Below are 14105 nucleotides of genomic sequence, written 5' to 3'. Positions count from 1 at the left end.
ATAGTCGCCGGGTTCTGATAACCGCACATTCCAATCACTGCGCAATAACAAGGAACGGCAGATGGCGACCCTACTGGTTCTTCACGGACCCAACCTGAACCTGCTCGGCACCCGTGAACCGGGGGTCTACGGTGCAGTCACCCTGGCTGAGATCAACCAGGACCTGGAACGCCGGGCCCGCGAGGCCGGCCACCATTTGCTCTACCTGCAAAGCAACGCCGAGTACGAATTGATCGACCGTATCCACGCCGCCCGCGATGAAGGCGTGGACTTCATTCTGATCAATCCAGCAGCTTTTACGCATACAAGCGTCGCATTACGTGACGCGCTGCTGGCGGTGAGCATCCCATTCATCGAAGTGCATTTGTCTAACGTGCACAAACGCGAACCTTTCCGCCATCACTCCTACTTCTCCGACGTTGCGGTGGGAGTGATCTGCGGCCTTGGCGCCAGCGGTTACCGACTGGCCCTGGAGGCCGCACTAGAGCAGCTTGAACAACAAGCTAAACGCCCCTGACCGACCCTTGGGAGTTGATGATTCATGGATATCCGTAAAGTTAAGAAACTGATCGAACTGCTGGAAGAGTCCGGCATCGACGAGCTCGAGATCAAGGAAGGCGAAGAGTCCGTACGCATCAGCCGCCACAGCAAGACTCCAGCCCAGCAGTACTACGCACCGGCACCGATGGCTGCTCCAGTTGCCGCGCCTGCCGCTGCCGCTCCGGCCGCCGCTGCTGCACCAGCAGCTCCAGCTGCCCCAGCGCTGAACGGCACCGTTGCCCGTTCGCCGATGGTCGGCACCTTCTACCGCAAATCCTCGCCAACCTCGCCAGCCTTCGTTGAAGTCGGCCAGAGCGTGAAGAAAGGCGACACCCTGTGCATCGTCGAAGCCATGAAGATGATGAACCACATCGAAGCTGAAACCAGCGGTGTGATCGAATCCATCCTCGTCGAAGACGGCCAGCCGGTTGAGTACGACCAACCGCTGTTCACCATCGTTTGAACCGCGGAGAGCCAACGATGTCTGCGAAGTTGGAAAAAGTTCTGATCGCCAACCGCGGTGAAATCGCCCTGCGGATTCTGCGTGCCTGCAAAGAGATGGGTATCAAGACCGTCGCCGTTTACTCCAAGGCCGACAAGGAACTGATGCACCTGGGTCTGGCGGACGAATCCGTCTGCATCGGCCCGGCCTCCGCCGCGCACTCCTACCTGCACATTCCGGCGATCATCGCGGCCGCCGAAGTGACCGGCGCCACCGCCATTCACCCAGGCTACGGCTTCCTCGCGGAAAACGCCGACTTCGCCGAGCAGGTCGAGAACTCCGGCTTCGCCTTCATCGGCCCGAAAGCCGAGACCATTCGCCTGATGGGCGACAAGGTATCGGCCAAGCACGCGATGATCGCTGCCGGCGTACCTACGGTGCCCGGTTCCGACGGCCCGCTGCCGGAAGACGAAGAAACCGCGTTGCGCATCGGCCGTGAAGTCGGCTACCCGGTGATCATCAAGGCCGCTGGCGGCGGCGGTGGTCGCGGCATGCGCGTGGTGCATAAAGAAGAAGACCTGATCTCCTCGGCCAAGCTGACCCGCTCCGAAGCGGGCGCGGCGTTCGGCAACCCGATGGTCTACCTGGAGAAGTTCCTGACCAACCCACGTCACGTGGAAGTCCAGGTGCTGTCCGACGGCCAGGGCAACGCGATCCACCTGGGCGACCGCGACTGCTCCCTGCAGCGTCGTCACCAGAAGGTGCTTGAAGAAGCGCCGGCTCCGGGCATCGACGAAACCGCGCGCCAGGAAGTCTTCGCCCGCTGCGTCAAGGCGTGCATCGACATCGGCTACCGCGGCGCCGGCACCTTCGAGTTCCTGTACGAGAACGGCCGTTTCTACTTCATCGAGATGAACACTCGCGTGCAGGTAGAGCACCCGGTATCGGAAATGGTCACTGGCGTCGACATCGTCAAGGAGATGCTGAGCATCGCCGCTGGCAACAAGCTGTCGATCTCCCAGAAGGACGTGGTCATTCGTGGCCATGCCCTGGAATGCCGGATCAACGCCGAAGACCCGAAAACCTTCATGCCAAGCCCAGGCACGGTCAAGCATTTCCATGCTCCGGGCGGCAATGGCGTGCGCGTCGACTCGCACCTGTACAGCGGTTACGCGGTTCCACCGAACTACGACTCGTTGATCGGCAAGCTGATCACTTACGGGGCAACCCGTGAAGAAGCCATGGCGCGCATGCGCAATGCGCTGGACGAAATCGTGGTCGACGGGATCAAGACCAACATCCCGCTGCACCGCGACCTGACCCGTGACGAAGGCTTCTGCAAAGGGGGGGTGAACATTCACTACCTGGAGCACAAGCTGGCCGGTCAACACTGATCGACACCGCACCAGAACGACAAGGCCGCTTTCGAGCGGCCTTGTCGTTTCTGCCCCCCCCCCTTGCAGGAGCGAGCTTGCTCGCGATAGGGCCATCAGCGACAGCGCGCATTTTCCTGGTGTTATGCGGCGCCCTTGCAGGCATCGCGAGCAAGCTCGCTCCTACAGAGAGGCGGTGCGGACAAGTGGAAATGGCGCCTGGCGTGTCGTTTTCTGCGCCTCGCTCGCGTAAACTTGCGCGCTTCTCGCAGCCCGCTAGGCTGCACATTACATATTTCAAAGGTGCCCGCCATGCCTTGGCTGCAAGTCCGTCTCGCCATCAGCCCAGAACAAGCCGAAACCTACGAAGACGCTTTTCTCGAAGTTGGCGCCGTTTCGGTGACCTTCATGGACGCCGAGGATCAACCGATCTTCGAACCGGAACTCAACACCACCCCGCTGTGGAACCACACTCACCTGCTGGCCCTGTTCGAAGACGGCACCGAGGCCGCCAGCGTGCTGGCCCACCTTGAGCTGCTGACCGGCAGCCCGCTGCCCGAACATCACAGCGAAGTGATCGAAGACCAGGACTGGGAACGCAGCTGGATGGACAACTTCCAGCCGATGCGTTTCGGCCAGCGCCTGTGGATCGTCCCGAGCTGGCACGCCGCTCCCGAGCCGGATGCGGTCAACCTGTTGCTCGATCCGGGCCTGGCCTTCGGCACCGGCACGCACCCGACCACCGCCCTGTGCCTGGAATGGCTCGACGGTCAGGACCTGAAAGACTGCAACGTGCTGGACTTCGGTTGCGGCTCCGGGATCCTGGCGATCGCCGCCCTGCTGCTGGGCGCAAAACAGGCGGTGGGCACCGACATCGACGTGCAGGCCCTGGAAGCCTCCCGCGACAACGCCGGGCGCAACAACATCGCCGAAGCGCTGTTCCCGCTCTATCTGCCGCAAGACCTGCCGCAGGTCCAGGCGGACGTACTGGTCGCCAACATTCTCGCCGGCCCGCTGGTCGCCCTGGCGCCGCAACTGTCCAGCCTGGTCAAGAGCGGCGGACGCCTGGCGTTGTCGGGCATCCTCGCCGAACAGGGTGAGGAAGTCGCTGCCGCCTACGCCCGGGACTTCGACCTGGACCCGATCGCCAACCTCGATGGCTGGGTACGCATCACCGGCCGTCGGCGCTAGAATGGCCGCCTGTATAAACCGGATCGCCGCATGACCGACAGTTTCGTCACCCAGTGTCCGCATTGCCAAACCAGCTTCCGCGTCAGCCACGCCCAGTTGAGCGTGGCCCGGGGCGTGGTGCGCTGCGGCTCGTGCCTGCAGGTGTTCAACGCCGCACGGCAGTTGCTTGAGCAACGCGCTGGCAAGGACGCTGTCGTCACACCTCCCGCACCGGCTGCCCCTGCTGAACCGCTGACCCCGCCACCACCGCGCGCCATCAGCCAGAAGCAGTGGAGCGCCACCGAGCTCGACCTGGACAGCCTCGACCTGGACGAGGAACTGGCCAAACTCGAACAACGGGAAATCCAGCCGACCAAGGCCTTCGGCCAGGAACGCGCCTCCAGGGAAGACGCCCTCAGCGCCCGCCGCGACCAGCCGGATGCCGAAGAGGAACACTGGCCCGACAGCCTGTTCAGCCAGCCACCCGGCACCAGCGGCGACCTGGACGAAAAACCTGAGCAGCCGCCCGTCGACGCCGGCCGCTCCGGGCGTACCGAACCGTCGCTATCCTTCAACCTGGACGATCTGGAAGACGAACCCAAGGCGCCCTCCCTGCTCCTGGACGACGACCTGGAGCCCACGCCAGCGCACGGCTCCCTGAAGGCCGACGAGCCCGATGAGATCGAGCCGCCAGCCAGCCCGGCGCCACGCAACAAGCGTGGGCGCGCCGAGCCCGAGGCGCCGGACGCCGTGCTGCTGGACCTGGAAGACGACCCGATCCAGCTGGACTGGCAAAAACGCCGCTCGCCCTGGGGCCGCCGCCTGCTCTGGAGCCTGTTGATCCTGCTGGCCGCCGCCGGCCTGGCGGGCCAGTACATCGCCTATCACTTCGACGAACTGGCGCGCCAGGACCAGTACCGCCCCTGGTTCCAGCAGTTTTGCCCGGAACTGGGCTGCACGGTGCCCTCGAAGGTCGATATCGGCCGCATCAAAAGCAGCAACCTGGTGGTGCGCAGCCACCCGGACTTCAGCGGCGCCCTGGTGGTGGATGCGATCATCTACAACCGCGCGCCGTTCTCCCAGCCCTTCCCGCTACTGGAACTGCGTTTCGCCGACCTCAACGGCCATCTGATCGCCAGTCGTCGCTTCAAACCCGGCGAATACGTCAAGGGTGAGCTCGAAGGGGTGTCGGAGATGCCGCCGCAGACACCGATCCATATCGCGCTGGACATCCTCGATCCGGGCCCCAAGGCCGTCAACTACAGCCTAAGCTTTCACTCGCCCGAGTAAGGCGCGCCATCCGAGCAAAGGCCGCCCGGGATTGACGGCGGTTTTCTGACTGCTGCCCAGCGGACCAAACCGTTGGCAATAACAGAATAACTGTTCAGATTTTATCCAATTCAGCCTTTATCCAGTCATCGAGAGCGGGTATCATGCCAACCCTTTTTCGAACTCTCATGATCCGGCCCCACAACAGGGAAGTCCTATGTCGGCGGTACGCATCGGCCCATATACATTGCACAACGGCTTGATTCTCGCCCCCATGGCGGGCGTCACCGACCAGCCCTTTCGTCAGCTTTGCAAGCGGCTGGGTGCAGGCCTTGTAGTCTCGGAAATGGTCACCAGCGACATGAGTTTGTGGAACAGTCGCAAATCGCGCCTGCGCATGATCCACGAGGGCGATCCCGAGCCGCGCTCGGTACAGATTGCCGGTGGCGATGCACAGATGCTGGCGGATGCCGCCCGCGCCAACGTCGAGTTGGGCGCACAGATTATTGATATCAACATGGGTTGCCCGGCGAAGAAGGTCTGCAACAAGGCCGCCGGCTCCGCGTTACTGAAAGATGAAGATCTGGTGAACGAGATCCTGCAGGCCGTGGTGGCCGCAGTCGATGTGCCGGTCACCCTGAAGATCCGTACCGGCTGGGACCGGGCGAACAAGAACGGCCTGACGGTGGCGAAGATCGCCGAACAGGCAGGCATCACGGCATTGGCGGTCCATGGCCGGACCCGGGCCGACCTGTACACGGGCGTTGCCGAGTACGACACCATCGCTGCGATCAAGCAGGCGGTGTCGATCCCGGTCTTCGCCAACGGCGATATCGACTCGCCCGAGAAGGCCCGCTACGTCCTCGACGCTACCGGTGCCGACGGACTGTTGATTGGCCGGGCCGCTCAGGGGCGGCCATGGATTTTTCGTGAGATCGAACATTTTCTGCGTACCGGTCAAACCCTGCCGGCACCTGAACTGTTCGAGGTGGAACGTATTCTGCTTGAGCATCTGGCCGCGCTGCATGCCTTCTATGGCGATGTCATGGGCGTACGCATTGCTCGCAAGCATGTGGGCTGGTATCTCGCAACTCTGCCGGGCGCCAGGGAGTTTCGCGCCCACTTCAATCGTTTGGAAGATACGGAAGCACAGTGCGCCAACGTTCGTGAGTTCTTTGCCGAGCGTTACAAGAGCCTGGTGACAGGGGACGGAGAAGGGGTGGCCGCATGACGATGATGACCGAGACTTTAGTGAGTGGAACAGCACCCGTGAGCGACAACGTGAATTTGAAACAGCACCTCAATACGCCGAGCGAAGAAGGCCAGACCCTTCGCGGGAGTGTCGAGAAGGCGCTGCACAATTATTTCGCCCACCTTGAGGGCGCGGCCGTCACGGACGTGTACAACCTGGTGCTCTCCGAAGTCGAGGCTCCTTTGCTCGAAAGCGTGATGAACTACGTCAAGGGCAACCAGACCAAGGCCAGCGAGCTGCTCGGTCTGAACCGCGGCACCCTGCGCAAGAAACTCAAGCAGTACGATTTGCTGTAAGCATTCAATCAAACCAGAAAGGCGCCCGCGTAAAACCGGTCGCCTTTTTTGCTGACTCCTTTGCTTTTGATGGAAATTGAGATGACCGACCAGACTACCCGCCTGCCGATCCGCCGCGCCTTGATCAGTGTTTCCGACAAGACCGGGATCCTCGAATTCGCCAAGGAGCTGGAAGCCCTGGGCGTGGAGATCCTCTCCACCGGCGGGACCTTCAAACTGCTGCAGGACAACGGCGTGGCCGCAGTGGAAGTCGCGGATTACACCGGTTTCGCGGAAATGATGGACGGCCGGGTGAAGACCCTGCACCCGAAAATCCACGGCGGTATCCTCGGTCGTCGCGGTATCGACGACGCCATCATGAACGAGCACGGCATCAAGCCGATCGACCTGGTAGCGGTCAACCTCTACCCGTTCGAAGCCACCATCTCCAAGCCGGGCTGTGACCTGCCGACCGCCATCGAGAACATCGACATCGGCGGCCCGACCATGGTCCGCTCGGCGGCCAAGAACCACAAAGACGTGGCCATCGTGGTCAACGCCAGCGACTACGGCCAGGTGCTGGAAAGCCTCAAGGCCGGCGGCCTGACCTACGCCCAGCGTTTCGACCTGATGCTCAAGGCCTTCGAACACACCGCGGCCTATGACGGCATGATCGCCAACTACATGGGCACCGTGAACCAGGCAGCCGAAACCCTGACCACCGAAGGCCGCAGCGAATTCCCGCGCACCTTCAACAGCCAGTTCATCAAGGCCCAGGAAATGCGCTACGGCGAGAACCCGCACCAGAGCGCGGCGTTCTACGTGGAAGCCAAGCCTGCCGAAGTCGGCATCGCCACCGCCACCCAGCTGCAAGGCAAGGAACTGTCGTACAACAACGTGGCCGACACCGACGCCGCGCTGGAATGCGTGAAGAGCTTCGTCAAGCCCGCCTGTGTGATCGTCAAGCACGCCAACCCGTGCGGCGTGGCCGTGAGCCCGGACGCCGAAGGCGGTATCCGCCAGGCCTACGAACTGGCCTACGCCACCGACACCGAATCGGCCTTCGGCGGCATCATCGCCTTCAACCGCGAACTGGACGCCGAGACCGCCAAGGCCATCGTCGAGCGTCAGTTCGTTGAAGTGATCATTGCCCCAAGCGTCAGCGAAGAAGCTCGCGCCGTGGTGGCAGCCAAAGCCAACGTGCGCCTGCTGGCCTGCGGCGAGTGGTCGGCGGACCGCGTTCCGGCCTGGGACTACAAGCGCGTCAACGGTGGCCTGCTGGTGCAGAGCCGCGATATCGGCATGATCGGCGCCGACGACCTGAAAGTGGTGACCAAGCGCGCCCCGACCGAACAGGAAATCCACGACCTGATCTTCGCCTGGAAAGTGGCCAAGTTCGTCAAATCCAACGCCATCGTCTACGCCAAGAACCGTCAGACCATCGGCGTCGGCGCCGGCCAGATGAGCCGCGTGAACTCCGCCCGTATCGCCGCGATCAAGGCTGAACACGCCGGCCTGCAAGTGCAGGGCGCAGTCATGGCGTCCGATGCGTTCTTCCCGTTCCGCGACGGCATCGACAACGCGGCCAAGGTCGGCATCACCGCAGTGATCCAGCCAGGCGGCTCGATGCGCGACAACGAAGTGATCGCCGCCGCCGACGAAGCCGGAATCGCAATGGTATTCACCGGAATGCGCCACTTCCGCCACTAATACGGCAGCGGCCGCACTGAAGCAGGCATCTGCTGCGTTGCAGCCGCTTGCGATGATGCTCATTGCCAGAAGGCAACTCCGCTCATCGCAAGCGACTGCGCCTTGCATCTACCTACTTCATTGCGACCTCCTGAAGCGTGAAGAGCTTTAGGCTCCTAACAGAATTTGCGTCATCCGAGGTTTTTGAAATGAATGTACTGATCATTGGTAGCGGCGGTCGTGAACACGCCCTGGCCTGGAAAGTCGCTCAAGACCCACGGGTCGAGAAAGTCTTCGTTGCCCCGGGCAACGCCGGCACCGCCATCGAAGCCAAGTGCGAGAACGTGGCCATCGACGTATTGGCCCTCGAGCAGCTGGCCGACTTTGCCGAGAAGAACGTGTCCCTGACCATCGTCGGTCCGGAAGTACCGCTGGTGGCTGGTGTGGTCGACCTGTTCCGCTCCCGTGGCCTGGATTGCTTCGGTCCGACCGCTGGCGCGGCCCAGCTGGAAGGCTCGAAAGCCTTCACCAAGGATTTCCTGGCGCGCCACAAGATCCCGACCGCCGACTACCAGAACTTCACCGAGATCGAGCCGGCCCTGGCCTATCTGCGGGAAAAAGGCGCGCCGATCGTGATCAAGGCCGACGGCCTGGCCGCCGGTAAAGGCGTGATCGTCGCCATGACCCTGAGCGAGGCCGAAGACGCCGTGCGCGACATGCTGGCCGGCAATGCCTTCGGCGACGCCGGTTCGCGCGTGGTGATCGAAGAGTTCCTCGACGGCGAGGAAGCCAGCTTCATCGTCATGGTCGACGGCAAGAACGTGCTGCCCATGGCCACCAGCCAGGACCACAAACGCGTCGGCGACGGCGACAGCGGCCCGAACACCGGCGGCATGGGGGCCTACTCCCCTGCCCCGGTGGTCACCGCCGACGTGCACCAGCGCGTGATGGACCAGGTGATCTGGCCGACCGTGCGCGGCATGGCCGACGAAGGCAACGTCTACACCGGTTTCCTGTACGCCGGCCTGATGATCGACAAGGCCGGCAACCCGAAAGTCATCGAGTTCAACTGCCGCTTCGGCGATCCGGAAACCCAACCGGTGATGCTGCGCCTGCAATCGAGCCTGGTGCTGCTGGTCGAGGCCGCCCTGGCCCAGGCGCTGGACAAGGTCGAAGCGCAATGGGATCCACGTCCGAGCCTGGGCATCGTCCTGGCCGCCGGCGGCTATCCTGGTGACTACGCCAAAGGCGCGGTGATCGAAGGCCTGGACGCGGCCGCCAAACTGGAAGGCAAAGTCTTCCACGCCGGCACCGCGCTCAAGGACGGTCAGGTGGTAACCTCCGGCGGCCGCGTGCTCTGCGCCACCGCCCTGGGCGAAAGCGTGGGTGCCGCGCAGCAGCAGGCCTACCAACTGGCAGCTAAGATCGATTGGCAAGGCTGCTTCTACCGCAAAGACATCGGTTACCGGGCCATTGCCCGCGAGCGTGGCGAAAGTCAGGAGTAATCCTGTCTTCCTGTCCGGCAGGGGCCCCAGGCCCTTGCCGGACGGCTCCAGCGCCGCGCATAGTTATAATCTGGCATCAACCTACGAAGGGATTTCGCCGTGCGCTGGCTCAGGACTGCCATAGGTTTCACCGTCACTCTGCTGACCCTGCTCTGCTTGATCCCGGCCCAGGCCGCACAAGGCAGTAACTGGGCCGTTTTGCTCGATGAACAGGCCGACCTGCAACTGAGCGATATCCGCTCCCCGCGCTACACCAATCAATTCAGCCCGATCGAACTGGAACGCATCACCGCCGCCGAACCCGGAGGCGCGTTATGGCTGCGTTTCAAACTGCAACCGGGCAAGCACGAACAACTGCTGCGGATCTTCGCGCCCGACCTGTCACGCCTGGACATGTATGTGCTGGACGGCGACAACCTGGTTGAGCAACTGACCTCCGGCACCCAGCAGCCCCAGGCCGAACGGCCTTTGCCCAGCAGCGACTTCATGCTGCCGCTGCCGCAGAACCAGAAGACCCTCGATGTCTACCTGCGCCTGGTCTCCGACCATCAGTTGCGCCCTTACATCACCCTGCAACCGGCGGTCATGACCGCAGCCAATCAAGGCCAGAGCGTGCTGTACGGCCTGCTGTTCGGCTGCATGGGCATGCTGATGCTGCACAACCTGGTGCGCTACGCCTACACCCGTTCGCGCAGCAGCCTGTGGCTGGCGTCCTGCGAAGCCCTGGTGATGCTCAGCCTGGCGCTGATGCTCAACCTGTTCGGCCCCTGGCTGCCGGACTGGCACGCGATACAGACCCCTGGCGCCTACCTGGCGCTGTTGCTGACTACCCCTTGCGGGCTGATGTTCGTCTATCGCTTTTTTGCCCCGCTGGGCCCGCACCCACTGAACAAGCTGCTGCTGGTCGACATCCTGATGGTCGGTCTGTGCAGCCTGTTGCTGCTGTTCGTCGATTCACTCCCGCTGAACCTCATCACCTACGGCCTGGTGGCCCTGGTCGGCCTGAGCATGCTGTTCATCGCCGGTTATCACTGGCACAAAGGTTACCGCCCGGCGCGCTACTTCGTGGCCGGCATGGGCATCTTCAACATCGGCGCGCTGATCGTGCTGCCGGCGCTGCTGGGGCTGACCATGGTCGCGCCCCAGGGCCTGATCATTACCTTGCTGGTAACCATGTGCCTGAGCGGGTGGGCGATGAGCATCGCCCTGGGCGAGCGCCAGCGCAGCATCACCGAGAACGAGTTCAGCGTCAGCCGCGACCTCGCCGCCAGCAACGCCGAGGTCAATGCCAAGGCCGAGTTCCTGGCCAAGATCAGCCACGAGATCCGCACACCGATGAACGGCGTGCTGGGCATGACCGAGCTGCTGCTGGGCACGCCACTGTCGGTCAAGCAACGCGACTACGTGCAGACCATCCACAGTGCCGGCAACGAGCTGCTGACCCTGATCAACGAGATCCTCGACATCTCCAAGCTCGAGTCCGGGCAGATCGAGCTGGACGACGTGCAGTTCGACCTCAATGCACTGATCGAAGACTGCCTGAGTATTTTCCGCGCCAAGGCCGAGCAGCAGAACGTCGAGCTGATCAGCTTCATCCAGCCGCAGGTGCCACGCGTGATCAGCGGCGACCCGACGCGCTTGCGCCAGGCCATGCTCAGCCTGTTGGAAAACGCCCTGAAGAAGACCGACGAAGGCGAGGTCCTGGTGGTGGTCGCGCTGGACGAGCGCACCAGCAAACCGCGCCTGCGCATTGCCGTGCAGGACAGCGGCCAGCCGATGGAAGCCGAAGAACGCGATGCCCTGCTGCATTCGGAACTGCACAGCAAGAACTTCCTCGCCAGCACCCGCCTGGGCGGCAATCTCGGCCTGGTCATCGCCCGTCAGCTGATCCTGCTGATGCATGGCGAGTTCGGGGTCAAGACCAGCGCCAACCAGGGCAGCACCCTGTGGCTGACCCTGCCGCTGGACCCTGAGCGCCTGGAGCACCCGACGTCCGACCTGGATGGCCCGCTGCAAGGCGCCCGGGTGCTGGTGGTGGACGACAACGACACCTGCCGCAAGGTCCTGGTGCAGCAATGCAGCGCCTGGGGCCTGAACGTCAGCGCCGTGCCTTCGGGCAAGGAAGCCCTGGCCCTGCTGCGCACCAAGGCGCACCTGCGCGACTACTTCGATGTGGTGCTGCTCGACCAGAACATGCCCGGCATGACCGGCATGCAACTGGCGGCCAAGATCAAGGAAGACCCGAGCCTGAACCACGACATCCTGCTGATCATGCTCACCGGCATCAGCAACGCGCCGAGCAAGGTCATCGCGCGCAACGCCGGGGTCAAGCGCATCCTCGCCAAACCGGTGGCCGGCTACACCCTCAAGACCACCCTGGCCGACGAGCTGACCCAGCGCAACAAGGGCCAACTGGTCCCCCATCAGCCCCATTCGCTGAGCGGGGTTGCGGTGCCGGTCAAGGTGCCGAGCGACTTCCGCATCCTGGTCGCCGAGGACAACAGCATCTCCACCAAGGTGATTCGCGGCATGCTCGGCAAGCTCAACCTGCAGCCCGATACCGCGAGCAACGGCGAAGAAGCCTTGCAAGCGATGAAGGCCCAGCGCTACGACCTGGTGCTGATGGACTGCGAAATGCCGATCCTCGACGGTTTCTCCGCCACCCAGCAACTGCGGGCCTGGGAAGTCGGCAACCAGCGCGTGCGCACGCCGGTGGTGGCGCTGACCGCGCACATCCTCACCGAGCACAAGGAGCGCGCGCGGCAGGCCGGCATGGATGGGCACATGGCCAAGCCGGTGGAACTGTCGCAACTGCGCGAACTGATCGAACACTGGGTGGCGCAGCGCGACCTGCAGGACCGCACCACGGCGCAACCGTCCTGAGCCGACAGTCCGGCAAACGCCTGTTAAACTCCGCTCGCCCTCCTTCGCTGTGAGTTTGCGCCATGCTCCATGTGCTGTTCAGCGTGTACCTGAAGATGCTGGTGCTCTACAGCCCCTTCTTCGTCCTGTCCTGCTTCATCAGCCTGACCCGCGGCTACTCCAGCAAGGAGCGTCGGCGCCTGGCGTGGAACGTCGCCCTGGCGACCCTGGCCTCCAGCGTGCTGCTGTATCTGTTCGGACGGGTGATCTTCAATGTGTTCGGCATCACCGTGGACGCCTTCCGCATCGGCGCCGGCAGCGTGCTGTTCATCTCGGCCCTGGGCATGGCCCAGGGCAAGTCGGCGATCCAGACCGACAACGTGCAGCAGGACGTGACCATAGTGCCGCTGACCATCCCCCTGACCGTCGGCCCCGGCACCATCGGCGCCCTGCTGGTGATGGGCGTCGGCCAGCCGCACTGGGACGACAAACTCACCGCGATCCTCAGCATCGCCTTGGCCAGCTTCACGGTCGGCGTGGTGCTCTACCTGTCCAACCGCATCGAACGCATCCTGGGCGAGCAAGGCTTGCAGATCGTCAGCCGACTGATGGGCCTGTTCGTCTGCGCCCTGGCGGCGCAGATCATCTTTACCGGGGTCAAGGGGTATCTGGGGTAGAGGCAGCTGCAAGCTTCAAGCGGCAAGCGGCAAGAACAAGCAGGCTCACTGGGGGCAGTGAGCCTGGGCTTTTTCCGGGGTGGGATTTTTTACGCCTGCAGTTGCCACTGCAAGGCATCCAGCGCGTCGCAGCCGTCTTGTAGCAACAGGTGGGCGGCGTTGACGAAGTGAATCAGATCCTGGTCGCCCACGCCTTTGACACTCAGGCAATTGAGGCTGTGCATCAGATCCCGCGAAGCCTTGATGCGCTGCACCGCCCCGCCATGCAGATCGGCTGCGGGTGCGTTGCGGTCGAGGTGGAACACCGGGGTAGGGGTGAGATTGCTTTGTAGTGGGATGAAGTCCGTCATGGTCATAGCTCCTTAGTTGCATAAAGAGCTGCCACTCTTTGCGGCTAAACAAATGGGAGGCAGCTGTGCGAGGGTTAGCCGACCAGGGATGGAGCTATGAACATTCCCCGGCACACCCAAAGGTGTCCCGCGCACAGCCACCATAAAGGATGCCGCGCAACCAAAAGCGCCAGCATGGTAATGGATGGCGCTTAAGCGTTCATAGCCCCACATTTCGACCGGCTAAGATCGACCGCCGATGCGTCGGCGACCGGGCAACTATGGCTTCGCCAAAAACCAGCGACAACCCTCAATGTGTTGCCATTCTTTCCCTCTGACGGCCCCCACGCTTCCTGTAGCCGCTGCCGAGCCCGCGAGGCTGCGATAGGACCGAAGGTCCTCCAGCGGTCTCAAGACCCTGCGTCCGCTTCGCGGTCGATCGCAGCCTCGCAGGCTCGGCAGCGGCTACAGGGTTAGCGCCGACCGGTAGGTCGCGCATGACGCAGCTTTGGCTTTTGATCTTGATCCACCCGCCCCATCGGGAGGCCGAGTGGAGGTGTTCATCAGGGGGATGGCGCGCAGCGCCCCTCGACGCAGTCGAGGACATCGTATGGAGGTCGAAGCGAAGCCGACCGGAGTCGATGCCCCCCTGATGGACGCCGGAGCGAGGGAACCTGAGCGCAGCGAAGGCCGTACGCCAGGGGCGAGACCTTTTGGTTACT

General features: G+C 63.1%; 12 protein-coding genes. 11 read left to right on the top strand and 1 reads right to left on the bottom strand.

Annotated elements, in window-relative coordinates; translation table 11 throughout:
- The first annotated feature begins 61 nt into the window (after positions 1-61).
- From aroQ to C4K27_RS03240, 11 genes are all read left to right on the top strand, one after another.
- On the top strand, positions 62-517 hold the full coding sequence (gene aroQ, locus C4K27_RS03290) for a type II 3-dehydroquinate dehydratase (protein ID WP_007921644.1): 456 nt from the start codon (positions 62-64) through the stop codon (positions 515-517).
- Between the two features lie 24 nt (positions 518-541).
- Positions 542-1003: an acetyl-CoA carboxylase biotin carboxyl carrier protein gene (gene accB / locus C4K27_RS03285; RefSeq protein ID WP_007921645.1), complete on the top strand. Its 462-nt coding sequence runs from the start codon at positions 542-544 to the stop codon at positions 1001-1003.
- Positions 1004-1020: 17 nt separating this feature from the next.
- Positions 1021-2376, top strand: a complete 1356-nt coding sequence (gene accC, locus C4K27_RS03280) for an acetyl-CoA carboxylase biotin carboxylase subunit (protein WP_007921646.1) — start codon at positions 1021-1023, stop codon at positions 2374-2376.
- A 291-nt stretch (positions 2377-2667) separates the two neighbouring features.
- Complete coding sequence (prmA, locus tag C4K27_RS03275; RefSeq protein ID WP_053259485.1) at positions 2668-3546, top strand: 50S ribosomal protein L11 methyltransferase; 879 nt, start codon at positions 2668-2670, stop codon at positions 3544-3546.
- Positions 3547-3576: 30 nt separating this feature from the next.
- Positions 3577-4815 carry a DUF3426 domain-containing protein gene (locus tag C4K27_RS03270; RefSeq protein WP_053259484.1) on the top strand — a complete coding sequence of 413 codons (1239 nt, stop codon included), beginning with the start codon at positions 3577-3579 and terminating at the stop codon, positions 4813-4815.
- A gap of 196 nt (positions 4816-5011) precedes the next feature.
- The gene (dusB, locus tag C4K27_RS03265) at positions 5012-6025 is read left to right on the top strand and encodes a tRNA dihydrouridine synthase DusB (protein ID WP_007921649.1); all 1014 of its coding nucleotides are present in this window, start codon (positions 5012-5014) and stop codon (positions 6023-6025) included.
- Positions 6022-6342 carry a DNA-binding transcriptional regulator Fis gene (gene fis / locus C4K27_RS03260; RefSeq protein WP_007921650.1) on the top strand — a complete coding sequence of 107 codons (321 nt, stop codon included), beginning with the start codon at positions 6022-6024 and terminating at the stop codon, positions 6340-6342. The genes dusB and fis overlap by 4 nt, the downstream gene beginning before the upstream one ends.
- A gap of 81 nt (positions 6343-6423) precedes the next feature.
- The gene (gene purH, locus C4K27_RS03255) at positions 6424-8031 is read left to right on the top strand and encodes a bifunctional phosphoribosylaminoimidazolecarboxamide formyltransferase/IMP cyclohydrolase (RefSeq protein WP_053259483.1); all 1608 of its coding nucleotides are present in this window, start codon (positions 6424-6426) and stop codon (positions 8029-8031) included.
- A 188-nt stretch (positions 8032-8219) separates the two neighbouring features.
- Positions 8220-9515, top strand: coding sequence for a phosphoribosylamine--glycine ligase (purD, locus tag C4K27_RS03250; protein ID WP_007921652.1), 1296 nt, complete (start codon positions 8220-8222; stop codon positions 9513-9515).
- Between the two features lie 99 nt (positions 9516-9614).
- Entirely contained in the window at positions 9615-12398 is a 2784-nt protein-coding gene (locus C4K27_RS03245) for a hybrid sensor histidine kinase/response regulator (protein WP_053259482.1), read from the top strand.
- 62 nt (positions 12399-12460) lie between these two features.
- Positions 12461-13054 (top strand): MarC family protein, encoded by a 594-nt coding sequence (locus C4K27_RS03240; RefSeq protein ID WP_053259481.1) that lies wholly within the window; start codon positions 12461-12463, stop codon positions 13052-13054.
- An 89-nt stretch (positions 13055-13143) separates the two neighbouring features.
- Here the strand turns inward: C4K27_RS03240 and C4K27_RS03235 are convergent, their stop codons facing one another.
- Entirely contained in the window at positions 13144-13404 is a 261-nt protein-coding gene (locus tag C4K27_RS03235) for a hypothetical protein (protein ID WP_053259480.1), read from the bottom strand.
- Between the last annotated feature and the right edge of the window lie 701 nt (positions 13405-14105).

This window comes from Pseudomonas chlororaphis subsp. chlororaphis (assembly GCF_003945765.1).
Lineage (GTDB): Bacteria > Pseudomonadota > Gammaproteobacteria > Pseudomonadales > Pseudomonadaceae > Aquipseudomonas > Aquipseudomonas chlororaphis.
Note: the sequence above shows the minus strand (reverse complement) of the source record. Positions and strands in the feature narration are given on the sequence as shown.